We start from the raw sequence: 22,796 nt of genomic DNA, 5'->3' as shown, positions 1-22,796 counted from the left end.
GCAGTGAAAGTAGCACAGAAAACACGAGTAATGAAAGCAGTACGGATAGCACGAGCAGCGAAAGTAGCATAGAAAACACGAGTAGCGAAAGCAGCACAGGAAAAGTAAATAATGAACTTGATTTGGTACCTATCATACCAACTAAGGAACAAAAGAGAAATGCAGGGAGCAACCTAAAAAGTGTGCTAAAACAGTCTGATTTTGTTTCTCGTGGAATTAATCATCAAGAAAAAGCGAAAGAAACAGATAAGAGAAAAAGCGATTTACCAGAAACTGGTAGTAGAACCTTAAACAAGCTAATTACATGGATGGGTGTGTTACTCATTTTGATTGTAGGAGCAAGCTATTTTCGTTCTCTCTTCCATCGAGTGAAATAAAGAATAAAAGCAACAAATCTAAAATTGAATAAAACGATAGATTTTTGAGTGAATATTTCATTCGAGAGTGCTGTATTGCCTGGCGAAGTTGTAGCTTTGCCAGGTTTATTTTTGTTTACTAACCTATTTGAGAAACAGGAAATAACAGGAACACAAATGGAAAATAAGAGCAAGAATAATTGACAATGCACACTGCGCATGGTAGTATCTCTGAAAAATCAGTAACGAATCTATTTGTACGTCATTCATGTAGCTGTTGGAATAAGTCTAAATAATAGATAAAAAGGAGTATGTACTTTGTTTGAAGAATTTATTGATATCAATGAAAGGCAAGTATATCAATTTTTGAACTATTGTTATGAAAGAGACGAGAAATTATATGTAGTGAAGGATATCGCTTTAGATCTAGACTACACTCTAGTTAAGATGAATTCGGTGATTCAACAAGCAGAATCGTTTTGCGAAAGGTATCCAGAATATAAATTATCTTTTCTTTCAGAAAACAAGATGATAAAAGTCGAATTTTCTTCTCAGTTTTTACTGAGTAAAGTTTATTCTATACTGTTAGAGGGAACGATTGGTTATATTTTACTGGATTCACTTTACAAAGGTACGTATCAATCCTTAGAAAATCTTAGTCAAAAAAATTATATAAGTTTGCGTACGATTCAAAGAAAATTAAGAGAACTCAATACTATTTTGAAAAACTATCATTTATCTTGCAGCTTGAAAAAAGGGAATCCGATAGAAGGAGAAGAATTCCGTATCCGATACTTTTTTCACTTGATGTATTGGCAGTCATTCGACGAAAATCATTCTGACATATTATCAAGTATAAAAAATAAACGTCAACTATTAGAAAAATTTGCAAAACATGCGCCATATACGCGTAGTATAGATAGAAAGAAATGGATCAGCCTCCTAAGAATTTCGTTGCAACGAATGAAACAAGGCCACCCGATTACGTATGTCCCAGAAGAGATGAACAAATTTGTGCATCCATTGATAACAAAAGAAGAGTTTACGCATTACATACTAGAGCCTTTTTTTGAAGCAAACTTCTGGTCGATGAATCACATCACTCCAACAGAGCAAGCTTACCTTTATTTTATGTTTGGTGTAATGAATACCTATTTGGAAGAAGATTTGTTGGATGCCCCAGATAAAGTACAAGAAAGTTGGGGTTGGATTGAATCGTCTATTGTAGAAAATTTTGAAAAAAAATTCAAGATTTCTTTTACAACTTCAGAAAAAAATTATCTATCTGTCAATTTGGCAATGATCCATTTGTATTCAAGGGTTTTTGGGACAAAAAAGAAGGTGGATGCTTTTGGAAAATCAGCAGAAGACAGAGATTTTCAGCATATATTTCCAGTGATGTATCCAATTATGCAACAGTTTTTTAGTGGGGTAGCTCGCAGAATTCCAGAGCTTAATACTTATTATGAAAAGAACAGACGGTTGATTTTTCAATACTGTATGTTAGTCAGGGATATTTTTATAAAACACGAACAACCTGTCATATTCTATATTCAATCAAAGTATGGTAAAACACAGGAATTATGGGCAAAGAAAAGGATATTATCTATGACTGAACGCCCAATAAAATATAGTGCATCCGCTGATCAGTTACCTGATATTGTCATTAGCGATTATCCTATCGATCAAACGGCATATGACCAGACGAATACACAGATATTTTACTGGAATGGACAACCTACAAAAAATGATTGGGCGCGTCTGAAAGCTGAGATCATAAAAATCAGGAATGAGAAAAATAGATCCATATTGGAAAAATTGGATTTCGTTAATTAAGAACAGCAGATTTCTTATACCAAGATCAAGACATCGCCAAAAGATTGTTTTCTTTAAAATCAACAAGATGACCAGAAAGCAAGAGTTCGTTGAGCTCTTGCTTTCTTTTAGTCTTAGGAAGGAACATCCTGATTTTATCTTCGCTAAATCCAGTCAAAAGTTTTGCAGGTTGGTCGTAGATAATCGGTTTTTTCAATAAAGAAGGGGATGTACGAATCTCAATATATAGTTCACTCAAACTAAGCTCATCTATTCTGTGAACAAGATTTTTATAACTAATAGAATGAGTAGAGAGCATTTCGGTCACGCCGTTGTTTGTCAATTTTAGTAAGTGGATAAATTCATTTTTGGTTAGTGGTTGACGAATTAAGTTCTGTTCGATAAACGGTATATCATGTGCGATAAGCCAACGTTTTGCGCGTCTAGAAGACGAGCAACCAGAACCTGTATATAATTTAATCATGATACATTCCTCCAATAGCTAAATATTTATGAAATAATAGCATGAAGAAATAGTCGAAAAGTGCCATTTATAGGTGTAAAATAAGAAAATGTTGTCACGTATAAAGGAACGAAATAGATAAGAAACGCTATCAAAGGAACCCCAATAAAAAAATCAGAAAATGGAATATATTTTTTTGATTTCTAACCATAAAATGGAAAATAGTAGTAGACGAAACATCATTAGAAGAAAGAACTAGAAAAAAGAAAGAAGGCATACGTATGTCAAACACAGCCGACGCATTCGTAGTGATCGATTGACAAAAAGGGGTATGTTTTGATTCTTCGCCGATACACGAATTAGAAACAGTGACAGCATTAGTGAATAAAAGAATCAAAATATACGAAACGATTGGGAAACCAGTTATTTTCGTTCAACACGAAGATGCTCAATTAGTGCCACAAACAAAACCATGGGAGCTATTGTCGGAATTATCTATTCCTGAACACAGTTATTTTGTGAGAAAAACCCATGCGAATTCATTTTATAAGACTAATTTGAGTATGTTATTAACTGAATTGGACTGTCATTCAATCGAATTATGTGGGGCACAAACAGAGTATTGTATAGATACGACTGTGAAGTTTGCTCATGGATTAGGTTACCAGCTTATGATGTGCAGAGGAGCAGCGACGACTTATGATCATCCTTTTATGAAAGCAAAGGAAACAATCGCTTTTTACGAGAATATTTGGGATAAATGATTTCTGACATTTTTGGAGCAATAAGTTATTTCATCGTTTAAAGGAAAGAGGCTGGGACAGAAGCGTTTAACTCCAAGAAATAAGAGGAAATTCACGAAAATTGCTTTTCAAATTTTTGTGAATTTCAGCTTATTTCCGAAGGAGTTGCTTCTGCTTCCGCCGTTTACACATGTTTAGAGCGTGAGACAAAAGTTTTTCTTTACTTCTGTCCCAGCCTCTTTGTTACGTAAATTGAGAAAATAATCCTGTTCTATTTTTATGGGATAAACCGTTTATTTTTTGTATAAAAAATGTTTGCGTTTACATATAATTCTCCTAGAATCATAAAAAGGAGTGAATCGATTGAGAACAAAACAAGTGTTAAAGGGAGCGTTGGTCGTCTTATTTGCTGTAAGTACAAATGTCCCGCAATGGTCAGTATATGGAGAGAGTATCTTTTCCGAATCGGGATCTAGGGAGGTCGAAACCACGGAAACAACTGATGCTAGAAACGAAACGAAATCGAGTACTTCACAAACAGAAACAAGTACTGAAACAACGGCTGAGACATCTGTTACTAGCTCAGATCAAGAAACGACCGCTACCACAGATAACCAACAAACAGATGAAGCAACAGCTACAAAAACGTCAAACGACGAATCCCCTTCTGCTAAAGTAAGTGACAAAGAGAATGGGACAGAAAATGATGATATCGGTAAAGGCGAAAACTTCAATGGTAAAGAATATCTGAATTACTTCGGTAAACAGATGACAGAAATACTTAATGGACCAGTAGAAGAAATTAACGCACGACTAATAGGTTTAGTATTAAGTGAGCTTTTTGGTAAGGATTATGGTGTAGATAAAGAGATTATCAAACATCTGATTGCTACTTATCTATTGTATGATATCGCTTTTTCTAAAAATAGTGTGTTGATGTCAATGCTTGGAGGTACAGATGATGGTACGACGCCTACAGCAAACACAGGCTTCTATCCAAACACAAAACAACTTCATCAAACTGTACTAAACAAACAAGACGGCAAAATGATGGATGTGTATGCTTACTATGTCGACCAGGGTTCAGATAAAACAGTCATGATCCATGGCGGATTTAGAGGGAATTGGAATAATGGGATCGTTACAGAAGAATACAATGATTTTTATAAGGCAGGGTATAATTTATTATTTGTTGATTCCAGAGCAACTGGTAACAGTGGAGGCGATTATGTAACCTATGGACAATATGAATCAGATGATGTCCTTTACTGGATCAATCAAGAAGTGCGAGAACGTCCATCTCAAAAGATCCTGCTGTATGGTGGTTCCATGGGAGCAGCTACGATGATGTCTGTATTAGCAAAAGATATCCCAGTCAATGTCAAAGGAATTATTGAAAATTGCGGATTTGCATCAATCGATGAACAACTACGTTTTACGTATAGCCAGACAGTAGTCCCTGCATTACCGCCTGCCATAAAAAATCAGTTAGACATCATTGGGGATCAAGAGCATGAAGATTTGTTTATGGGGCTTTTGAAACAATATTATTTTGATCAGGAGATGCATTTGGATCCAACAGCCGCTCTACCTACGATTGGGATGTCTGGTTCATTGCCTAAATTGATCATCCATGGAACGGCAGATGATGTAGTACCTGTGTCTAACGCGCAAAAACTATATGAGTTAGCTGGAGGATATAAAGACCTTTTATTGGTAGAAGGAGCAGGGCATGGAAAGGCACAGGAAGTTGACCATGCTGCCTACACGAAACATGTAACGGACTTTTTGAAAGTAGTGTTCCATGATCAGATAAACGTGAAATATGTGGATGAAAACAATAAAAGTCTACTCAAAGACCAGGACGAAATCCAGCTTTACGGAGCTTATGGAGAGAATTATGTGACAGAGCAAAAGACATTCGAAGGATACGAATTAGCAAATGTTGAAGGACCGACTGAAGGTGTTTTTAACGAGACGATACCAACTATTATTTACCATTACAAAAAAATCCCAGTAGCTCCACCAAAAAAACAAGATCCGACAGAGAATGCAGAAAATAGGGGAAAGAATGAACCTCGAGATGATCAATCAAGTGATGATACGCAACCGATTCAGATGACAGTGAAAGTACAAAAAAAGACAGATACAAAAAAAAGAATGTTGCCGAAAACTGGAGAAAAGAAGCATTCGCTTCTCATTTATTCAGGTGGATTTTTGTCTGCTAGCACGATTATCACATGGATTTGGCGAAGAAAGAGAGGGTAAATGAATGAAATGGTTCAAGCGAATAGTGATTGCAGTGCCAGTTATCATCGTAGTTATTTTAGTCACTGTATTTTTGATTAATCAAATCACTCCAAAGCCGATTAGTTTGCTTGTTAGAAAACAATTTGACACAAGTGAAAAAGAACAAGTATATGCCAGACCAGACGATTTCCAGCAAAAAATCAAACAAATCGATAGTAATGAAGAAATATCTTATCCTTCAAAGTACAAAAACAATCATATGGATATCTACACACCGAAAACGGAGAAGAAAAAGTTGCCAATCCTTTTCTGGATGCATGGAGGCGCATATGTAGGAGGGGATAAAAACGATTGTCGTGATTATTTGGAATATCTATGTTCAGACACGCAGCAGATCGTCGTAAACATCGATTATGAACGATCGCCTGAAGCAAAGCATCCTACACCAGTTATCCAATTGAATGAAGCCATTCAAGCAGCCAAAAAAGAGATAAAAGAGCAAGTGGATTGGTCGAATATTTCGATTGGTGGCGATTCAGCAGGTGCACAAATTAGCGGAGAGTATTTGTTAGCACTTCAAAACGAAGAAATCAAAAAAGCCGACCAACTTGATCCAACTTTGGAGAACAAGCAGATCACAAAATTTGTTTCTTTGTCTGGACTACTAGACCCTTCTGCATTTACCCAAGTAAGTGATAAGATTTCTAGCTTTCTTTATGCAAAATGTGGATGGGCTTATTTTGATAATAAGAACTTTGATCGTTTAGAAGAGGTCAAACATTTAGCATTAGCTAGACATACAGACCATTGGACGCAAAAAATATTCTTGACGGACGGAAACACAAATACGTTTACGAAACAAATGGAACAAACAGCTTCTATATTTGAAAAAGCAGGAGTGGAAGTCACAAAAGTAGACTATACGGAGAAAAATGTTGTCTTGAACCATGAATATCAGTTTGATTTTAGTAATAAACAAGCGCAAGAAACATACCAAAAATTAGTAGCATTTTTCAAGGAATAAACGCTCATGATGTAAAAAAGGATGTGAAGAAGCTACTTAGTTCCGAATCAGAAGGAACTAAGCAGCTTCTCATGTTTGATGAATAGTGGGACTGGTGACTGAAGAGCTTGTAGGTACCGTATATCAGTTCTCGCGAAAGAAACGTCCAGCCTATTGTCAAAAGATTGTTTAAAGAAAATATTTATTCGGAATAAGGAAAGGTGATACGATGTTTTCCACGGTCTCTTTTACGTAAATTTTCTAAGTCAGATTTGTTGTTTCGATCGTTTGAAAAAGGCAACAAATCCGAAGCCAGCGGAGGCAAGAAGGGATAAAAGACCGAGCGGTAAGCAAAAGAATGCTGGTTCTACTAATATTCCGTTGTTATTGATATAAGGCTGGGAGCAAAGATGAATAGCAAATAAAATCAATGCACTAGCGAAAAAAAGCAAAGAAATATGAATAGCTTTCATACGCAGCACCTCCTTTTTTTATAATTATAGGATAGATAGATTAAGAATTCATAAATGTGTCAAGTTTGTTAGAACGTGAACAAAAAATACCATCCATCTATCATAAGTAAGTTTGGAACAAAGATATCTCACGATAAGTCAAAAAGGATTCATCCATCATATAGATAGAAAGTTCATTAGTATATGTCTAGACCAATAATGGAAAATATGAGAAACTAATAGAAAAGGTTTAGGATACCCCCCCAAAAGAATTTCCCCAAAAATTCGATGTATCCTAAACTTTTTTATTTTACATAACAATCATAACAACTGTGAAATAAAATTACAAACGATAACCTAATATGTATTCGAAAGCCAGTTTTGTCCAGAGAATGCTTGATTCATCAAAGATTTATTTTTATTTTTTAGAAAATAAGAAACAAAACTAATAAAAAAAAGAAAAAATAAATTTTTCCCTGCTGTATACTATCCTTGTTATCACATCTAATAAGTCACTCGAATAATACCAATACAACCTTCTCCAAAGATGTGATAACATACGTTCTAACCCACCGACTATTGACGTTCTGTACCACCCTTACAGAACCCGAAAAGCCACTACCAAATATTTGGTAATGGCTTTTTAGGTTTTAATGGATTTTTTACTTTTTCTGTTATGGTGCTATTTCTTGATTTCAGAAATCGTATGACGAACTTTAGCGATAGAACGACGTGATTCTTTTTCATTATAAAACATCAAGATTACATATAAAGAGTCTAAAATACTTAGTTGCGAAATACGGGATGCTAATGCCTCAGATCGGAATTCTGTTTCTTCAGAAATAGAAATAAAAACGACATCGCCAAGTTTAGCAAGAGAAGAATTAGCTTGGCTAGTAATAACAATTGTTTTTGCTCCAGTTTTTCTGACGGTTTCAGCAATATGGATTGTTTCTTTTGATTGCCCTGTGTGAGAAATCAAAACAGCACAGTCTTTTTCCGTCAATAAAGAAGCTTCCATCAACTGAATATGGTAATCCGTACTGTGAGAAGTCGCGATAGGGGAACGCAAAAATTTATGGTAGGCGTCAGTTGCTACAATCTCTGAACCACCAACACCGAAAAAATAGACACGTTTAGATTCATTGATAATAGTAGCTGCTTTTTTTAGATCTTTTTGTTGTAATAACCTTTTTGTGTCATTCAAAGTGGAAATACTGGACTCGAACACCTTTTGCGCCATAGTGAGCTCAGTATCTGTTTTCTGAATATTTTCGTGGATTGAAATAGCAGATAGATCATTTTCTTGGATCAACATGGCCATTTTAAAATCTTTAAATCCATTATAACCAAGTTTTTTTGTAAATTGAAAAAAAGTAGAGTCAGCAATGCCCAGTTCACTTGCTAAATTGCTGATCGGACTATGACTTACTTTGCTAGGATTTTCTAAAATATAATCGGCAATAGCCTGTTCTTTTGGGCTGAAGTCGTTGTACATTGTTTTGATTTGTAGTCTTATGGAGACGCTCATGAGAATTCCTCCTTTTCATAATAAGATTATCATTTTTTCCGTTCTCATTAATGTTAAAGATACAAGGAGAGTAGGAAAAAATCAAACAAAAAATATTTTTGTAAAATCTATTTACAAAAAAATATTTTTTTGTATAATGAGGGTATAAGAAATGGAGGCGCTATCATGGAAATTGGTGTAATTGGTTTGGGAAAAATGGGATTGAATTTAGCTTTAAACTTAAAAGAGCACCATCACAAAGTACAAGGACTCGACATTTCAAGTACAGCTGTTAGTCTGGCAAGAGAAAGTGGCGTTCCTGCTTATCAAGAGATCTCTGAATTTCTAGCTACTTTTGAGCAGAAAAAAATCATCTGGTTAATGCTTCCTGCTGGAGAGATAACCGAAAACATGTTAAGAAAACTTTTTCCAAAACTCGGACCAGGAGACATTGTTATTGAAGGCGGAAACTCTTATTATAAAGATTCAATCCGTCGAGCAGAAGAGTTTCAGAAAAATGAAATCGGTTACTTGGATTGTGGGACTTCTGGGGGAATCGAAGGAGCACGATATCAAGCCTGCTTAATGATTGGAGGAGATAAAGAAACTTTTCTATCCGTGGAACAATTATTCAAAGATGTAGCAATCGAAAGAGGATATCTGTATGCTGGTGCATCCGGAAGCGGACACTTCTTGAAAATGATCCATAATGGAATCGAATATGGGATGATGCAAGCAATCGGTGAAGGATTCCAACTTGTACAAAAAAGTGAGTATGCTTTTGACTTGGAACAAGTCGCACGTGTTTGGAATCATGGTTCGGTGATTCGCGGCTGGCTGATGGAAATCATGGAAGATCAGTTAAAAGAACATCCCAATTTAAGTAATTATCGGGGAATCGTTTCTGCATCAGGTGAAGCAAAATGGACGGTTGAAACAGCGCTAGAAATGGCTGTTCCGGTTCCAATAATTGCGACTAGTTTGTTCATGAGGAATCTTTCACAGGAAGAAGATAGTTTTTCAGCAAAAGTAGTTTCAGCACTAAGAAATGGGTTTGGCGGACATGAAATAGTTGAAAAGGGTGAGTAGAATGCCAGATTATCATATAGCAATAGTTAATTCCAGCAGTTTTGGGAAAGTTTTTCCACACCACTTGGAAAGATTAAAGTCGGTTGGAGACGTTCATTTCTTTACTGTTGATCAAGAGATTCCAGGAAAAGAATTAGCGGAGTTACTTAAAGGATTCAATATCATTATTGCAAGTGTTACGCCATTTTTTCGACGAGATTTTTTCGAAAACAAAGATGAATTGCTATTGATTTCCCGACATGGTATTGGTTACAACAATATTGATTTAAAAGCAGCAAAAGAACACCAGACAATCGTATCTATCATACCTGCTTTAGTTGAACGAAATGCTGTAGCAGAAAATAATATAACTAATTTGTTGTCCATGCTTCGACGCACGACACAAGCACAAGCAAGAGTCAAGGACGATCGATGGGAAGATCGGGCGGAGTTCGTCGGTAGGACGCTCTTTAACAAAACAGTTGGTGTGATTGGTGCAGGAAATACCGGCAGCGGAGTAATCGAAATTTTGCGTAACGGTTTTCGCTGTGATGTTCTAGCTTATGATCCTTACAAATCAGATTTATACATCGAAAGCTTTGGTGCAAAAAAAGTAGAACTTCAAGAATTACTGGAACATTCAGATATCATTTGTTTATGTGCGAATTTGACAGAAGAGAACTATCACATGATTTCTGCTAAAGAAGTCGATCAGATGAAAGAAAATGTTTATCTATCTAATAGTGCAAGAGGCGCTCTAGTTGATGAAGAAGCGATGATTAATGGTCTGAAAAGCGGAAAGATCGCAGGATATGCCACAGATGTTTTAGAAGAAGAACCGGGACGTCAAGATCATCCGTATTTAGCGTTTGAACAAGTAGTAATTACGCCACATATATCGGCCTACACAAGGGAATGTTTAGAAGCAATGGGTGAAAAATGTGTCAGAGATGTCGAACAGATCAGTCAGCATCTTCTTCCTGAACGTTCTGTCCAGACAGAGAGTGATTATATAAAAGGATGATGAAGAAAATGGTGAACGGGTTAAAAGTGAAAACGGGTCCTCAATTTTATTTATATGAAGAAGGTGGCATTTCAAAAGTTTCTGATCTCTTAGAATCATACGGCGCAAAAAGAGTATTGATTACCCATGGAACGGTATCATGGGAAAAGGCGCTACCTAAATTAGTATTTTTGAATGACGAAACGATTCAATTTTTTTATCATCGTTATTCTGGAGAATGCAGTTACGCTGAAGCCAGAAGAATAGCTACAATCATCAAAGAAAATGAAATCGATTTCTTGGTTGGCGTTGGCGGAGGAAAACTGACCGATCTAGTGGGTTATAGCGCAAACCTTGCAAAAATCAATTTTGGCGTCATACCTACTTTAGCTAGTAACTGTGCTCCTTGGACACCACTTGCTGTCATGTATAAGGAGAATGGACAAGCAGAAGGGAAAACAGAACACTTTTACAGACAAGCTGCTTTTTTTATAACAGATCCCCAAGTAGTGATTGATTCCCCTGTTCCGTATTTCATTGCCGGCTTAGCAGATACACTTGCCAAATGGTATGAATCTGAGCTCATCTTAGAACAAGATTTTTTGCAAGATGAATCATTTTTGAAGCTAGCACAAGATACTGCGAAGATTTGCAAAGAAGAGATTTTGAATCATTCTGCTAAAGCAATCCAAGATATGGCACAAAGAAAACTGACATCGGAGTTCAAACAGCTTTCAGAGATTATCTTTGCTGTTGCTGGTTTAGTTGGAGGATTAGGAGATAAATATGCAAGAAATGCGGCAGCACATGCTATGCATGACGCTATCAGTAAATATATTCCGGAAAGTCATCGCTTTCTACATGGAGAAAAAGTGGCGTATGGGATTTTCTACCAATTGGCACTAGAAGGTCGTTGGGAAAAAATAGACGAGCTATATCCTTTGTATCAGGAATTAGAACTACCGGTTTCTCTAGAACAAATGGGATTATTTCCGAAAGATAAACAAATAATAGATAAAATGGCTGAATTTATTGATTCGAAAGAGAAAGTGCATTTGATTCCTATAGAGGTAACAAAGAAATCATTGATACAGTCAATGATGGAACTGGAAGGTTATATCAGAAAGATCTGAAGGAGGAGGACACATGGAAACATTAAGTGTAGTACAAAGTTTGTTGATTGCTTTATGGGTGGCCGCGGTCATGTCCCGCTGGTTAGGTGGAGGAGCCACGTTGACCTTACGTTTTTCTCCTTTGATGACTGGATTAGTCGTCGGATTGATCATGGGGGAAGTTGCACAAGCAATGATCGTTACAGCTGCTCTGCAAATGATTTATATGGGGGTTTTTTCTCCAGGAGGATCGATGCCAGCTGAACCTTCCATTGCAGCAGCTATCGCAGTACCAGTCGCATTATTAGGGGATCTGTCTCCAGAAGCAGCGATTGCTGTTGCGGTGCCAGTCGGATTGCTCGGAAGTTACTTGTATCAGTTTCGTTTTTTCATCAATACTTTTTTAGGTAAATATACAGATAAAGCTGTAGAAGATTTGAATACAAAAGCTATGGCCCGATCAATTATTCTTTATCCAACGATTGCCTCATTTTTATTATTCGTTCCGCTTGTTTTCGTTGCTTTATATTTAGGGGCACCATTGATTGCTGATGTAATCAAAGCTTTAGAGGGAACAGTTGTTATCCACATTCTTGAAGTAGTAGGTGGAGGGTTAGCGGCAATCGGGATTGCGACAACTGTATACGTTATCGGTCGAAAAGATTATCTGGTCTTTTTCTTCCTTGCTTATTTTATGAGTGTTGTTTTGAAATCTTTAGATATTACGATGGTTACTTATGCCATTTTTGGGATTATTATCGCTTTGATCTTTGTCCAGTCGCAAAAAGGGAAACAAGTACAGCCTGCCACAAGCAATAACAATTCAGCATCTTTTGATGACGAAGATGACTATGATGACGGATTTTAATTTAGGAGGAATGGGAAATGGCTGAAATAATGGATAATCAAACAGGTGCTCCTGAAGAAATCACGAAAAAAGATGTAACAAAAGCATATCTGAGATGGCATTTTGCAAACGAAATTCCTCACTCTTTTGAACGTTACTTGGCGCCATCACTACTATACGGAATGATGCCAATCTTGAAAAAACTTTATAAAGATGAAGACGCTTTAAAAGCAGCGTATAAACGGCAGTTACTGTTCTTCAACACTCAATTAAGTTGGGGCGGCGGTGTGATCACTGGCCTAATGTCTTCTATGGAACAGCAAAGAGCAGAAGAAGAGTATGAAGAGAAAGAGATTCTGATGCAGGATGACTTGATGTATAACACGAAAGCGGGATTGATGGGGGCACTAGCAGGAATCGGAGATGCAATCGATTCAGGAACCGTCCAATATATTTTTATTGCGATCGCGGTACCTTGGGCACAACAGGGAAGTCCTTTAGGCGCACTTTTTCCTTTTATCTGCTTTGGGTTGTATCAGGTTTTACTAGGGGTATTTTTCGCAAGACAAGCTTTCACTATGGGTCGTAATGCTACAGGCCTGATGCAAAACACTGGTGTTCAGACAGCGATTGAAATGCTATCAGTTTTAGGATTGTTTATGATGGGGGTGCTTGCGGGAAACTATGTAAAAGTAGAATCTTCATTGAAATTTGCAATTTCCGGACGTGAGTTTGTTATCCAGGAAATTCTTGATCAAATCGTGCCAGGAATATTACCTTTAGCTGTCGTAATGGGTGTGTACTTGTTCTATACGAAAAAAGGTTTGAAAGTCACACAAGCATTATTATGGCTGACAGGAATATTAATTGTGCTAGCAGGAATCGGTATTTTATAAAAAGAAGGGAACGTGAATAAGATGGGTGTAGTCAATTTAGCGCGTGTGGATGAGCGTTTGATCCATGGACAAGTAATGGTAACGTTATCTCAAAAAAGTGGAGTGAATTCCATTTTTGTTGTAGACGAAGTTGTAGCAAAAGATAAATTTATGAGAGATCTTTACAAAAATGCAGGAAGCCGTACAGGACAAAAAACAATTGTCATTACACCAGAGAAAGCTAAATTCTATTGGGATGAATATCAATTTAAAGAGTACAATTGTATTTTGATCGCAAAAACAGTCCAAACGATTTACGACTTAGTAAAACACGGAATCCCCATGGAAGAATTGAATATCGGAGGGATTGCTCAAAAAAATCCTGATACAGATCTTTTAGTGACGAAATCTGTTTATTTAAATAAATCAGATGCTGAAAAATTGAAAGAAATGAATGAACAATATGGCGTAAAGAATATTTATTTTCAAGCCACTCCATCTGCACCTAAAACAGGATTAAAAGATGTATTGAACAAGTTTGGTTTGTCATGAACAAATGCTTAGAAAAAAGATAAAGAGGGCGGGAAAATGAAGAAGAACGAGCTGTTTCGTGATTGGGAATTCCGTTATCGCTATGTTTACCGTAAGCGACGTACAAAAAAGAGTAAACAGCGTTTTCTTTCAGCTTCATACATTAGGAAGTTATTTCATGTTTGATTGGAAAGACCAACGGAAAAAAACAATCTATTCTATATTATTGTCTTTCATTTTGTTGTTCAGTTTAGGTTGGTGGGGAATGATGATATATAACGGAAATCCTCATCACGTATTCGATCTGCTATCCGTACAAACAAGTATCACTGTACTAGCATTTGGGAGCTACTTTTTCTTATTGGGAAAAGCAGCGCGCGGATGGTCTAGCAGACAAACGTTTATTCGAAATACTTCATCCATATTAACGATGCTGGAAATGATCCGTACGATCGATGATCCGAATGTAGCGTATGCGTTTGTTGATGAAGGCTGTTATGGAAAAAAGGGTTTGGACAGTGTGAGATTGAGTATGAAAAAAGAGGGCATTCTTTTTTATCTAGACTCTGTTGGGGCAGATACACCGTTACAGTTTTCGGGAAATTATTTTTCAAATGAAGAACAGTGGCTAAAAAAAGTGGATAAGTTGAAAGAAAAAAATATCAATTATATTTTTAGTGCAAGAAAAAAGCAAGCGCAGTTTTTCTATTTGACCAAAACAGATTTACGAGGGAAAACATTTAATTGGCAAAATGCCAACCAGATTATTGCTCTTTTTCGATAATTGAAAAGTGCAAAACAAGGAGTGAGAAGACTCATGTTGGAAATCATGATCGTTACACATGGTAAGTTGAGCGAAGGACTGAAAGATGCGGCAGAAGTAATTGTCGGGACATCAAGCCATATTGAAACAGTGTGCTTAGAGTCTGGGGAAGACATCCAAACATTCGGAGAGAAGGTCAAAGAAAAATTAACTATGATCAACACAGCAGAACCCGTGCTAGTATTTGTTGATCTAATTAGCGCAAGTCCGTACAATCAAGCGCTCCTGGCAGTCAATGAACTGACTGTAGAAAAGAAAGCAGCCGCTTATGTCATAGGGGGCGTGAATCTGCCAATGTTGTTAGAAGCAATCAATCATCAGATGCTTCACACGCCGATAGAAGAAGCGGTGGAACAAATTGTCAAACAAGGAAAAGATAATTTAACTGTTTGGCATGCTTCAGCGGAAGAAAAAAATTTAGATGAGGACGATTTTTAGAAGGAAGGCTGAAAAGATGAAGTGGGGATTTAGATGGTATGGTGAAAAAGGGGATTCGATCCCATTAAAATATGTTCGCCAAATACCGGGAATAAATGGGATAATTGGAACTTTGTTGACTAAAATGCCTGGAGATGTTTGGGAGATTTCAGAAATTGAGGAGTTGAAAGCATCTGTTGAGAGCCAAGGACTGGAACTGCTTGGAATTGAAAGTGTCGCAGTCCATGATGCAATCAAGGCAGGAACAGATGAACGAGATTACTATATTGATAACTATATACAAACAATCAAAAACTTGTCTCGATGTGGGGTTCGATTGATTTGCTATAGCTTCAAACCAATTTTTGGATGGGCGAAAACTGATTTGTTTAATGAAAACAACGATGGAAGCTATTCTCTTTTATACGATCAGAAAATCGTCGATCAGATGGAGCCAGGAGAGATGTATCAATTGATACACAGTCAGTCAAAGGGATTCAAATTGCCAGGTTGGGAAGAAGAACGGTTGAAAAAATTTGCTCAGCTGGAAAAACTGTATGAAGGAATGACCGAAGAAGAATTATTTGAAAATCTGACTTATTTTTTAGGAAAAGTGATTCCTGTATGCGAAAAAGCAGATGTAAAAATGGCTATCCATCCAGATGATCCACCATGGGAACTTTTTGGTTTTCCTAGAGTGACGAAAAATCTTGGCGACTTGAAGAAAATTCTAAATGCAGTAGATTCTCCATATAATGGACTAACGCTGTGCACAGGATCTTTAGGAGCAAATCCTGAAAACGATTTAGTTGAAATCATTCATGAGGTAGGTTCTCGCATCCACTTTGTCCACTTTAGAAACGTGGAGTTTTTAGGAGAAAGAAAGTTCAAAGAAACGGCACATCCTTCTACAGAAGGCTCCCTTGATATGCATCATATTATGAAAGCGTTGGTGCAAGAAGGGTTTGAGGGGCCTATACGCCCTGATCACGGTAGAACCGTGTGGGGTGAAGTGGCTATGCCTGGGTATGGCCTGTATGATCGTGCAATGGGACTCACTTACATGCAAGGTCTATATGAGGCGATAAGTAAGGAAAAATCACTTGGAGAGCATTATGAATAAAATCAAGCTCTTCATCTTTGATATGGATGGCCTTTTATTAGAAACTGGACGTTTAGCTTATCGTGCTTATGTAAAATCAGCACAAAAGTATGATTATGAAATGCGTAAGGAAGTCTATTATTTACTGACTGGCCAGACAGAAGCGGCTATAAGACAACAAATGGGCAATTTGTACGGAGAAGATGTTCCATATATCAAATGGCGAGAAGCAATCAATCAATATAAAGAAAAAATCGTGGATGAAGACAAGAGAGTATATACGAAAAAAGGAGCAAAAGAAATTTTAGCTTTTGCAAAAGAAAGAGGAATCCATACAATCGTGGCTTCGTCTAATACACGGGTAAAAGTAGAAATGTATTTAAAAATGGAAAATCTATATGCCTTGTTTGACCAAATCATTTCAGGGGATGATGTAAAAAAAGGGAAGCCGGAACCAGAGATCTTTTTGAAAGCTTGTTCAAAAATGAATATTCCTCCAAGTGAAGCACTTGTATTTGAAGACTCGATTGCAGGGATCGAAGCAGCAAGACGAGCGGGTATTTTGTCTTTTCTCATCAAAGATCATTTAATAGGGTTGCCCGATCATAATGGGAAGCATAAGTTGAAAGTAGATGTAAGTTTGTATGAGTCCAATAAAGCAGACTATGAATTTTATGACCTGCATCAAGCAAAACAATTTTTAGAAAGTAAAGGGTTATTTTTATAAATAAGCTTAAAAACAGACAAAATCAGGATGGATTTTGTCTGTTTTTCTTACTAATATTTACAAAAAAGTGGTATAAAATTATAAATCATCATATGGTATGTGTCTTTAGCTAGCGAAATACTCGTGCATATATCTAAATAATTTAGTCATTTAAATGCTGGATAGCATAAGCAGCTTCTTCGGGAGTAAATTGTTCACCAGCAGCAGAAGTGAGCTGTTCTCTGATTCCTTCTGGTGACATTGCCATTTGTTCTTGATAACTTTTTGCCTTTTTCAAAGCATTCTCATTATAGTTTGCTTTTAAGTTGTCAACAGCATATTGAGCTTCTTCGGGGGTGAATTGTTCTCCTGCTTCTGAAGTCAACTGATCATAAATACCTTGTTTTGACATATTCATGGAGTCAGAATAACTTTCTGCTTTTTCCAAAGCATTTGCATTCCAATCTGCATTAAGATGATCAATTGCGTATTGCGCAGCCTCTGGAGAAAATCTTTCCCCATAATCAGAGGTTAATTGATCATATACTCCCTGTTTAGACATGTTCATTATTTCTGCATAGGATTCTCCTTTAGTCAATGCTGAAAGATATTCGGTAGGTACATTTTCCGTTTTCGCTACACTTTCTTTTGTAGTCGGAGTTTCAGAAATGGAACTTTCTGAATTCTCAGTTAGAGAAATAGAACTTTCTTCAGTGGAGACAGAAGTATCAGAAGTCTGTTCTGTTTCTAATACCATTGTTTTATGAGCAGAAGAAGTTTTTTCATCAGTGTCAACAGCTCCACTTTGTTCATCTTTTCCAAGATTACCGCCGATAGCAATAATAATAATAACTAACACCCAAAACCACACTTTTTTGTAAAAAGGTTTTGCTTTCTTTAAAGCTTTTCCTTCTTTCCCTAATTCTTTTTTACCCATTTTTCCTCCTATAATTTAATTTTTTATTTACTCCCACTTGATGGCAGGTAGTAGCCGTCGCCAAAAAGAATAGAAGAAATTAAGCATGGCCCAAAAGCATTGGGAATTTTTTAAAATTGTTTCTTGTATGAAAGAAAACGAGGATATTTATATGTAAATACATTAAGTTTAATTGTCGAAATTTTGAGCTTTATTATTATAACATTAGTCTTTGTGGTAGGAATATTTTTATTAAATTGTCTTTTAAATGTAAAGAGAATGTTTTTTTAAAGTCTTTAAATATCGTTTTGGATTCATAATCGTCAATTAGATGGAGGGTTGTCAGATGAGAAGAAGTTATTGAAAACACAAAACGCACCTACTGTTATCATCCAGTAGATGCGTTTAAAGAGAAGAACGAGAATCGTCCATATGAGGGTTTCCACTCCTTATGCAGATTTTTTTAATTCTTGCACTGCTTGTTCGATCGTAACACCTGTTGCTACATGATTGCTATTTTCTTTGTCAAAAACGACAAAGAGATTCAAATCTGTATCCAAGGTTACTCGATATTGTATATCTTTGTTATAGAATGTCATAGCCATTCTCCTTTCTTTAAATACTTGCTGAAAGGCAACGAACGCGTTGATAACGAAATTCCATTTACAAGTATATCACCAATTGAAAGGTTTTCATAGTTAAGAAAGTTTAAAGTCAAAATTTAGCAATCATGTTGTAAAATAAAGTGGGGAGGGAACACAATGACAACTATATTTATAAATGCAAGTCCAAACAAAGAAGGTATGACTAGTAAGTGGGGAGCGAAAGTTCTAGAAGGAATAGATTATGAGAGGATCGATCTTGTAGATTTTCATATTGCTCAATTAGGTCAAGTCAAAGCTAATGATGATTTTGATGCCGTTATGGATAGATTGGCGAAGGCGAACTACGTAGTTATTGGTACACCGATTTATTGGTGGGATATTAGTGGACTGCTTAAAACGTTTATTGACCGTTGGACAGAATTATTCCAAACCGGACTTGATTCAGAAAACGCGCCATTGCACCAGTTACCAGTACTATGGATCGTTCAAGGAGCAGCGCCAGAAGAAGCCATACCAGGCATAGAGAGAATGCTAGAAAATATTAGTGAACGATTCATGATGGATTTACAAGGAATACTATATCAAAAGAGACAAATCTCTGAAGCAAACAGACAACTTAAACAAATGCTAGTAGATAAAAACAAATAAATGGAGAACAATAGGCGGCTCAAACGCGGTTATCCAACTTTTTCATCGATTCGAAGACAATAAATTTTATATTTCATTGCATTATTCTTGTGTTATTAGAAAAAGCATGATATATTAAATAAGTAATCTATTTTGAAACGTAATTTGAGCGATATATCTACATAGATAAAACTCCTTTTGCCTATCAAATATTTATTGCAACGAAAAAACGTACATTGATACGTATCAGGAGGAATTTATTTATGAATAACGGTACAGTAAAATGGTTCAACGCAGACAAAGGTTTTGGCTTCATCACTGGTGAAGATGGAAATGATGTATTTGCACATTTCTCAGCTATCCAAGGCGATGGCTTCAAAACTTTAGAAGAAGGCCAAGCAGTGTCTTACGATGTTGAAGATGGTCAACGTGGCCCTCAAGCAACAAACATTGTTAAAGCTTAATAAAAATTGACTTTTAACCGTCTTTTCGAAAGAAAAGACGGTTTTTTTGTACGAAGAAATTCATTGATCGTTGAATAGGCGGAAGAATGTTTTTCTTGGTGCTTTTTTGTTTCGTCCTTTGATTTTTTCATTTCATAGCTATGTTTGTTTGTCAATAGGTATTTTGGAGAAGTATTTTACATAAAGTTGTGTATCGATTATTAAAAAAATAAAAAAACAGATCAACTATTATTTTTTCATAATTATTTAAAGAGAATTAAAACGAAAAAGCCTAATGGCAGTAAGGTTTTAAAGAGTTTTTTTGTTTTTTAAATAACTAAATTTATTTTAGTTATTTAAATTATACCTTTTATTTTAAGTGTGTTGAACTTATTTTTTTATTTAAAAATAACTATGTTATGTATTACGAAAGTTATAAGAGTTTTTAAATAAAATTTAAGAACATTTAGAAATTATTAAGCTTCATCTGAAAATAAAAAAACGAAATGTTATTATTTTAGTCTGTTTTCAGGGGGGGATAATCTTATGATAAAAAAACTATTTTTACTATCAACATTAACACTAGCAATGGCAGGTTGTTCTATAACCGATTCGGCAACTGAATCAACAACAGAAACAACTGAAGACACGACAGAAGAGGTAAAAGTTGAGACAATCACAGAAGCCGAAGTCGACGAAGCACGGGAACGCTGGGCAGAAGCAATCATAAGTATCGGTGCAGCAAGCGAGGAAGGTATGGAGGAAGCAACAGAAAAAGCAGAAGAAGTCATCGAGACATTGTATGCATACGACGAAGGTGCTGTGCTTTTTAAACCAACTAAAGCTGCAGAGTTACCATTCAGGGCAACAAAAGAAGAAGCACTTTCTTATTTCGTTGGCGGTGATATCAGTGAAGATTCTGGTTTTGCGTTAGAGCCTTGGACAGACATCCGCTTCGACAATCATGAAACGATCATCGATACGGATTCAGCAATCGCTTCAGGAGAATATTACTTTACTTCTGGGGAAACGGGTGATGAAACAAAAGTAGAATATACTTTCGGATTTATACGTGATGACGAAGGTAATCTGAGAATCAACTTGCACCATTCGAGCTTACCCTACGTTGGTTAAGACTTTTTCGATGAGGGAAGAGTAGAAGAGTTTTTCATGTTATATCAGAGTGTGGGACAAAAGTAAAGAAAAACTTTTGTCTCACGCTCTAAACATGTGTAAACGGCGGAAGCAGAAGCAACTCCTTCGGAAATAAGCTGAAATTCACAAAAATTTGAAAAGCAATTTTCGTGAATTTCCTCTTATCTCTTGGAGTTAAACGCTTCTGTCCCAGTCTCTTTTTTAGATAAGATAAATTCCTTTTTGCTCCAAATTTGCTAAACACTCTGCTAGATACACTTCATCATGTTCCGGATAAATCGGAACGCTACGTTCTACAGCAGGCAAATCAAAAAATGCTTCGCATGATTTGCCACGGTACATAGGATCTGTCCATTCTGGTGCTGGGCTGTAGCCACGCTTTTCCATTTCGTCCATGACAAGTTGATGATATTGAAATAATTTATAAGGAGAATAGTGGAAGACATAATCTACAGTAGCGTGTTTCTTTCCCCAACCATTTCCTCTCAACGCACAGCATTCTCGATGTTGTCCTAAAAGCTGCTGACGAGGAAGCTTTGAAATCAATTTTTCATGCCATAAACGCATAGATACATCTCCTTTTTGTACATAGTTTGTTCACTTTAAACATTAAATGAAAAAACCAGCACAATGGCTGGAAAAAATCATTTCAGTTTGCTTGCTGTTTCTGAGCGACCAATCAGGTAGTCAACGGAAATATCGTAAAAGTCGGCGATGTAGATCAATTCAATGATACTTGGAATTTCTTCACCTTGTTCGTATTTGCGATATTTGAATAAAGGGATACTTAACGCGCTAGAAACAGCTACTTGAGATAAAGATCGGCCAGTTCTTAAAAAATTCAGACGACAACGTAAAGTATCCAGTAAAATAGCTTCTTCGATACTCATTTAATCACCTTTCATCATAATAGAATAGTTTTGTAACGGCCATAGAAAGCTACACAAGCAATCAACAGCACTCAATGTTTTTTATTTAAACGTATCAAATAAAGAATGACGATCAATAGAGACAAAAACAGCCCTGATAATTCTTTTACAAAAACACTATCAGGTTCAAAGTAGTTGTAATTAAAAACCTTCCACATAAAATAAATAACCGGAAGAGTCAAAACAGCTAAATAAAGCCGTTCTTTGTTCCAATGCATAAGATAAAAAATAATTGCGATCAGGACGACCGAAGGCAACCAAAACAAAACTCTAACCAACGTAATCATGTAACGGACTCCTCAACGATTCTTCTAATAAAAGATAACATGTTATTGCATACATCACAAATGAAATGCTAGGAAAATCAAAGAAGAATAGACCGATGAAAAAGCGGAACAGCTCTCTGCTCATACGCGAGAACTATTCCGCTAAATACAAGTTATCTATCTAGAAAAAATCAATGGATTGATATTTAAGTAATTCAATACATATAAAAAGAGGACAATCGCATTCACTAAAAAGGAAAGAATGATGATCCCGTAACGAATAGAAACATATTTAACAAATAATTCTGTCTGGACACGTGCATATTTTTTTCCTTTATAGCTGATTATCATGATGAGAAGCAAAAGGGTGATCACACCTTGGAAAATCATTCCAACAAACAGGACTTCTGAACTTTGATGATTGTATTGGAGAAAGTAAGCTGCTGCCGCAACTAAATCGAATAAAATCGCAATAAATGGCAAAATAATCACTCCTAGCATTGAGAATACTTAAAAGAATAACATTTCTTCTGAAATAAGCAAGTAAAAAACAGTCAAGTTTCAAGTCAAGTAAATAAGAATAAATATATCATATTATTTATATTTTGAAGCTTGTGAGCGTCTATAATTCGTGCTATAGTTAAAAAGTAACTAAAATATATCTCATGATGATGTACCTTTAGCTCAGTTGGTTAGAGCAGACGGCTCATAACCGTCTGGTCGTAGGTTCGAGTCCTACAAGGTACATAAGTGGTTGTGAAAAAGCTGCCCTGCATCAA

At 36.2% G+C, this 22,796-nt stretch carries 25 protein-coding genes, 1 tRNA gene and 4 pseudogenes; 21 read left to right on the top strand and 9 right to left on the bottom strand.

Going from position 1 to position 22,796, the window contains the following annotated elements:
* The 3 genes and pseudogenes from sgrA to HMPREF2988_RS06195 form a co-directional block, all read left to right on the top strand.
* Positions 1 to 377, top strand: a pseudogene (gene sgrA / locus HMPREF2988_RS13870) (LPXTG-anchored fibrinogen/nidogen-binding adhesin SgrA); the annotation flags it as partial.
* Positions 378 to 803: 426 nt separating this feature from the next.
* Positions 804 to 1,109, top strand: a pseudogene (locus HMPREF2988_RS13950) (helix-turn-helix domain-containing protein); the annotation flags it as partial.
* A 54-nt stretch (positions 1,110 to 1,163) separates the two neighbouring features.
* Positions 1,164 to 2,192 carry a hypothetical protein gene (locus HMPREF2988_RS06195; protein ID WP_070770239.1) on the top strand — a complete coding sequence of 343 codons (1,029 nt, stop codon included), beginning with the start codon at positions 1,164 to 1,166 and terminating at the stop codon, positions 2,190 to 2,192.
* Positions 2,193 to 2,217: 25 nt separating this feature from the next.
* Here HMPREF2988_RS06195 and HMPREF2988_RS06190 read toward each other — a convergent pair whose 3' ends face one another.
* The gene (locus tag HMPREF2988_RS06190) at positions 2,218 to 2,658 is read right to left on the bottom strand and encodes a Spx/MgsR family RNA polymerase-binding regulatory protein (protein WP_024635269.1); all 441 of its coding nucleotides are present in this window, start codon (positions 2,656 to 2,658) and stop codon (positions 2,218 to 2,220) included.
* A 257-nt stretch (positions 2,659 to 2,915) separates the two neighbouring features.
* Between HMPREF2988_RS06190 and HMPREF2988_RS06185 the strand changes: the two are divergent.
* The 3 genes and pseudogenes from HMPREF2988_RS06185 to HMPREF2988_RS06175 all read left to right on the top strand — a co-directional run bounded on the left by HMPREF2988_RS06185 (position 2,916) and on the right by HMPREF2988_RS06175 (position 6,651).
* Positions 2,916 to 3,398: pseudogene (locus HMPREF2988_RS06185) on the top strand (cysteine hydrolase family protein).
* Positions 3,399 to 3,731: 333 nt separating this feature from the next.
* Complete coding sequence (locus HMPREF2988_RS06180) at positions 3,732 to 5,645, top strand: alpha/beta fold hydrolase (RefSeq protein ID WP_070770194.1); 1,914 nt, start codon at positions 3,732 to 3,734, stop codon at positions 5,643 to 5,645.
* A gap of 4 nt (positions 5,646 to 5,649) precedes the next feature.
* Positions 5,650 to 6,651 (top strand): alpha/beta hydrolase, encoded by a 1,002-nt coding sequence (locus tag HMPREF2988_RS06175; RefSeq protein WP_070770192.1) that lies wholly within the window; start codon positions 5,650 to 5,652, stop codon positions 6,649 to 6,651.
* A 245-nt stretch (positions 6,652 to 6,896) separates the two neighbouring features.
* Here the strand turns inward: HMPREF2988_RS06175 and HMPREF2988_RS06170 are convergent, their stop codons facing one another.
* Together HMPREF2988_RS06170 and HMPREF2988_RS06165 are read right to left on the bottom strand one after the other, a co-directional pair.
* On the bottom strand, positions 6,897 to 7,103 hold the full coding sequence (locus HMPREF2988_RS06170; protein WP_024635266.1) for a DUF3955 domain-containing protein: 207 nt from the start codon (positions 7,101 to 7,103) through the stop codon (positions 6,897 to 6,899).
* A 661-nt stretch (positions 7,104 to 7,764) separates the two neighbouring features.
* Positions 7,765 to 8,613, bottom strand: coding sequence for a MurR/RpiR family transcriptional regulator (locus HMPREF2988_RS06165; RefSeq protein WP_002335083.1), 849 nt, complete (start codon positions 8,611 to 8,613; stop codon positions 7,765 to 7,767).
* A 165-nt stretch (positions 8,614 to 8,778) separates the two neighbouring features.
* On the opposite strand from HMPREF2988_RS06165, the gene gnd reads away from it, so the two are divergent.
* From gnd to HMPREF2988_RS06110, 11 genes and pseudogenes are all read left to right on the top strand, one after another.
* Positions 8,779 to 9,681 (top strand): phosphogluconate dehydrogenase (NAD(+)-dependent, decarboxylating), encoded by a 903-nt coding sequence (gnd, locus tag HMPREF2988_RS06155; RefSeq protein ID WP_070770191.1) that lies wholly within the window; start codon positions 8,779 to 8,781, stop codon positions 9,679 to 9,681.
* A gap of 1 nt (position 9,682) precedes the next feature.
* On the top strand, positions 9,683 to 10,684 hold the full coding sequence (locus tag HMPREF2988_RS06150) for a D-isomer specific 2-hydroxyacid dehydrogenase family protein (RefSeq protein WP_025478509.1): 1,002 nt from the start codon (positions 9,683 to 9,685) through the stop codon (positions 10,682 to 10,684).
* A gap of 8 nt (positions 10,685 to 10,692) precedes the next feature.
* The gene (locus HMPREF2988_RS06145) at positions 10,693 to 11,796 is read left to right on the top strand and encodes an iron-containing alcohol dehydrogenase family protein (protein ID WP_070770190.1); all 1,104 of its coding nucleotides are present in this window, start codon (positions 10,693 to 10,695) and stop codon (positions 11,794 to 11,796) included.
* 13 nt (positions 11,797 to 11,809) lie between these two features.
* Complete coding sequence (locus HMPREF2988_RS06140; protein WP_070770189.1) at positions 11,810 to 12,643, top strand: PTS mannose/fructose/sorbose/N-acetylgalactosamine transporter subunit IIC; 834 nt, start codon at positions 11,810 to 11,812, stop codon at positions 12,641 to 12,643.
* Positions 12,644 to 12,660: 17 nt separating this feature from the next.
* Complete coding sequence (locus HMPREF2988_RS06135; RefSeq protein ID WP_002374645.1) at positions 12,661 to 13,518, top strand: PTS system mannose/fructose/sorbose family transporter subunit IID; 858 nt, start codon at positions 12,661 to 12,663, stop codon at positions 13,516 to 13,518.
* 21 nt (positions 13,519 to 13,539) lie between these two features.
* On the top strand, positions 13,540 to 14,049 hold the full coding sequence (locus tag HMPREF2988_RS06130) for a PTS sugar transporter subunit IIB (protein WP_002335077.1): 510 nt from the start codon (positions 13,540 to 13,542) through the stop codon (positions 14,047 to 14,049).
* Positions 14,050 to 14,085: 36 nt separating this feature from the next.
* A pseudogene (locus HMPREF2988_RS13280) lies at positions 14,086 to 14,344 on the top strand (hypothetical protein); the annotation flags it as partial.
* A gap of 114 nt (positions 14,345 to 14,458) precedes the next feature.
* A complete protein-coding gene (locus tag HMPREF2988_RS06125; RefSeq protein WP_025478881.1) occupies positions 14,459 to 14,812 on the top strand; it encodes a hypothetical protein in 354 nt (117 codons plus the stop codon).
* Positions 14,813 to 14,845: 33 nt separating this feature from the next.
* A complete protein-coding gene (locus tag HMPREF2988_RS06120) occupies positions 14,846 to 15,289 on the top strand; it encodes a PTS sugar transporter subunit IIA (protein ID WP_070770188.1) in 444 nt (147 codons plus the stop codon).
* A 16-nt stretch (positions 15,290 to 15,305) separates the two neighbouring features.
* Complete coding sequence (gene uxuA / locus HMPREF2988_RS06115; RefSeq protein ID WP_024635261.1) at positions 15,306 to 16,391, top strand: mannonate dehydratase; 1,086 nt, start codon at positions 15,306 to 15,308, stop codon at positions 16,389 to 16,391.
* On the top strand, positions 16,384 to 17,097 hold the full coding sequence (locus HMPREF2988_RS06110) for an HAD family hydrolase (protein WP_002335073.1): 714 nt from the start codon (positions 16,384 to 16,386) through the stop codon (positions 17,095 to 17,097). The genes uxuA and HMPREF2988_RS06110 overlap by 8 nt, the downstream gene beginning before the upstream one ends.
* A gap of 142 nt (positions 17,098 to 17,239) precedes the next feature.
* On the opposite strand, the gene HMPREF2988_RS06105 is transcribed toward HMPREF2988_RS06110, so the two are convergent.
* Together HMPREF2988_RS06105 and HMPREF2988_RS13765 are read right to left on the bottom strand one after the other, a co-directional pair.
* The gene (locus HMPREF2988_RS06105; RefSeq protein WP_024635259.1) at positions 17,240 to 18,013 is read right to left on the bottom strand and encodes an Ltp family lipoprotein; all 774 of its coding nucleotides are present in this window, start codon (positions 18,011 to 18,013) and stop codon (positions 17,240 to 17,242) included.
* Positions 18,014 to 18,441: 428 nt separating this feature from the next.
* Complete coding sequence (locus HMPREF2988_RS13765) at positions 18,442 to 18,591, bottom strand: hypothetical protein (protein WP_002293298.1); 150 nt, start codon at positions 18,589 to 18,591, stop codon at positions 18,442 to 18,444.
* 162 nt (positions 18,592 to 18,753) lie between these two features.
* Here HMPREF2988_RS13765 and HMPREF2988_RS06095 point away from each other — a divergent pair, with 162 nt between their 5' ends.
* The 3 genes from HMPREF2988_RS06095 to HMPREF2988_RS06085 all read left to right on the top strand — a co-directional run bounded on the left by HMPREF2988_RS06095 (position 18,754) and on the right by HMPREF2988_RS06085 (position 20,801).
* Positions 18,754 to 19,245, top strand: coding sequence for a flavodoxin family protein (locus HMPREF2988_RS06095; protein ID WP_070770187.1), 492 nt, complete (start codon positions 18,754 to 18,756; stop codon positions 19,243 to 19,245).
* Positions 19,246 to 19,487: 242 nt separating this feature from the next.
* Positions 19,488 to 19,688: a cold-shock protein gene (locus tag HMPREF2988_RS06090; protein WP_002293303.1), complete on the top strand. Its 201-nt coding sequence runs from the start codon at positions 19,488 to 19,490 to the stop codon at positions 19,686 to 19,688.
* A 525-nt stretch (positions 19,689 to 20,213) separates the two neighbouring features.
* A complete protein-coding gene (locus HMPREF2988_RS06085; protein WP_070770186.1) occupies positions 20,214 to 20,801 on the top strand; it encodes a hypothetical protein in 588 nt (195 codons plus the stop codon).
* A gap of 222 nt (positions 20,802 to 21,023) precedes the next feature.
* On the opposite strand, the gene HMPREF2988_RS06080 is transcribed toward HMPREF2988_RS06085, so the two are convergent.
* The 4 genes from HMPREF2988_RS06080 to HMPREF2988_RS06065 form a co-directional block, all read right to left on the bottom strand.
* Positions 21,024 to 21,389 (bottom strand): TIGR02328 family protein, encoded by a 366-nt coding sequence (locus HMPREF2988_RS06080; RefSeq protein WP_002340678.1) that lies wholly within the window; start codon positions 21,387 to 21,389, stop codon positions 21,024 to 21,026.
* A 77-nt stretch (positions 21,390 to 21,466) separates the two neighbouring features.
* Positions 21,467 to 21,712, bottom strand: a complete 246-nt coding sequence (locus HMPREF2988_RS06075) for a helix-turn-helix domain-containing protein (protein ID WP_002306609.1) — start codon at positions 21,710 to 21,712, stop codon at positions 21,467 to 21,469.
* Positions 21,713 to 21,783: 71 nt separating this feature from the next.
* Positions 21,784 to 22,038: a hypothetical protein gene (locus HMPREF2988_RS06070; RefSeq protein ID WP_070770184.1), complete on the bottom strand. Its 255-nt coding sequence runs from the start codon at positions 22,036 to 22,038 to the stop codon at positions 21,784 to 21,786.
* Positions 22,039 to 22,194: 156 nt separating this feature from the next.
* Positions 22,195 to 22,518: a hypothetical protein gene (locus HMPREF2988_RS06065; protein ID WP_070770183.1), complete on the bottom strand. Its 324-nt coding sequence runs from the start codon at positions 22,516 to 22,518 to the stop codon at positions 22,195 to 22,197.
* A 172-nt stretch (positions 22,519 to 22,690) separates the two neighbouring features.
* Here HMPREF2988_RS06065 and HMPREF2988_RS06060 point away from each other — a divergent pair.
* Positions 22,691 to 22,764 (top strand) — tRNA-Ile (locus HMPREF2988_RS06060).
* The last annotated feature ends 32 nt before the right edge of the window (positions 22,765 to 22,796 follow it).

Source organism: Enterococcus sp. HMSC061C05, assembly GCF_001814765.1.
Classification (GTDB): Bacteria; Bacillota; Bacilli; order Lactobacillales; family Enterococcaceae; genus Enterococcus_B; species Enterococcus_B lactis.
The sequence above is the reverse complement of the archived record's forward strand: the minus strand, read 5'-3'. Positions and strand labels throughout refer to the sequence as shown.

Excerpts from the sequence above, each read along its gene's own strand:
- uxuA (WP_024635261.1), top strand. The coding sequence starts at position 15,306 with ATGAAGTGGGGATTTAGATGGTATGGTGAAAAAGGGGATTCGATCCCA.
- HMPREF2988_RS06120 (WP_070770188.1), top strand. The coding sequence starts at position 14,846 with ATGTTGGAAATCATGATCGTTACACATGGTAAGTTGAGCGAAGGACTG.
- HMPREF2988_RS06080 (WP_002340678.1), bottom strand. The coding sequence starts at position 21,389 with ATGCGTTTATGGCATGAAAAATTGATTTCAAAGCTTCCTCGTCAGCAG.
- HMPREF2988_RS06095 (WP_070770187.1), top strand. The coding sequence starts at position 18,754 with ATGACAACTATATTTATAAATGCAAGTCCAAACAAAGAAGGTATGACT.
- HMPREF2988_RS06130 (WP_002335077.1), top strand. The coding sequence starts at position 13,540 with ATGGGTGTAGTCAATTTAGCGCGTGTGGATGAGCGTTTGATCCATGGA.
- HMPREF2988_RS06150 (WP_025478509.1), top strand. The coding sequence starts at position 9,683 with ATGCCAGATTATCATATAGCAATAGTTAATTCCAGCAGTTTTGGGAAA.
- HMPREF2988_RS06140 (WP_070770189.1), top strand. The coding sequence starts at position 11,810 with ATGGAAACATTAAGTGTAGTACAAAGTTTGTTGATTGCTTTATGGGTG.
- HMPREF2988_RS06075 (WP_002306609.1), bottom strand. The coding sequence starts at position 21,712 with ATGAGTATCGAAGAAGCTATTTTACTGGATACTTTACGTTGTCGTCTG.
- HMPREF2988_RS06170 (WP_024635266.1), bottom strand. The coding sequence starts at position 7,103 with ATGAAAGCTATTCATATTTCTTTGCTTTTTTTCGCTAGTGCATTGATT.
- HMPREF2988_RS06195 (WP_070770239.1), top strand. The coding sequence starts at position 1,164 with ATGTATTGGCAGTCATTCGACGAAAATCATTCTGACATATTATCAAGT.
- HMPREF2988_RS06165 (WP_002335083.1), bottom strand. The coding sequence starts at position 8,613 with ATGAGCGTCTCCATAAGACTACAAATCAAAACAATGTACAACGACTTC.
- HMPREF2988_RS06145 (WP_070770190.1), top strand. The coding sequence starts at position 10,693 with ATGGTGAACGGGTTAAAAGTGAAAACGGGTCCTCAATTTTATTTATAT.
- HMPREF2988_RS06085 (WP_070770186.1), top strand. The coding sequence starts at position 20,214 with ATGATAAAAAAACTATTTTTACTATCAACATTAACACTAGCAATGGCA.
- HMPREF2988_RS06105 (WP_024635259.1), bottom strand. The coding sequence starts at position 18,013 with ATGGGTAAAAAAGAATTAGGGAAAGAAGGAAAAGCTTTAAAGAAAGCA.
- HMPREF2988_RS06065 (WP_070770183.1), bottom strand. The coding sequence starts at position 22,518 with ATGCTAGGAGTGATTATTTTGCCATTTATTGCGATTTTATTCGATTTA.
- HMPREF2988_RS06125 (WP_025478881.1), top strand. The coding sequence starts at position 14,459 with ATGCTGGAAATGATCCGTACGATCGATGATCCGAATGTAGCGTATGCG.
- HMPREF2988_RS06110 (WP_002335073.1), top strand. The coding sequence starts at position 16,384 with ATGAATAAAATCAAGCTCTTCATCTTTGATATGGATGGCCTTTTATTA.
- HMPREF2988_RS06090 (WP_002293303.1), top strand. The coding sequence starts at position 19,488 with ATGAATAACGGTACAGTAAAATGGTTCAACGCAGACAAAGGTTTTGGC.
- HMPREF2988_RS06175 (WP_070770192.1), top strand. The coding sequence starts at position 5,650 with ATGAAATGGTTCAAGCGAATAGTGATTGCAGTGCCAGTTATCATCGTA.
- HMPREF2988_RS06070 (WP_070770184.1), bottom strand. The coding sequence starts at position 22,038 with ATGATTACGTTGGTTAGAGTTTTGTTTTGGTTGCCTTCGGTCGTCCTG.
- HMPREF2988_RS13765 (WP_002293298.1), bottom strand. The coding sequence starts at position 18,591 with ATGACATTCTATAACAAAGATATACAATATCGAGTAACCTTGGATACA.
- HMPREF2988_RS06135 (WP_002374645.1), top strand. The coding sequence starts at position 12,661 with ATGGCTGAAATAATGGATAATCAAACAGGTGCTCCTGAAGAAATCACG.
- gnd (WP_070770191.1), top strand. The coding sequence starts at position 8,779 with ATGGAAATTGGTGTAATTGGTTTGGGAAAAATGGGATTGAATTTAGCT.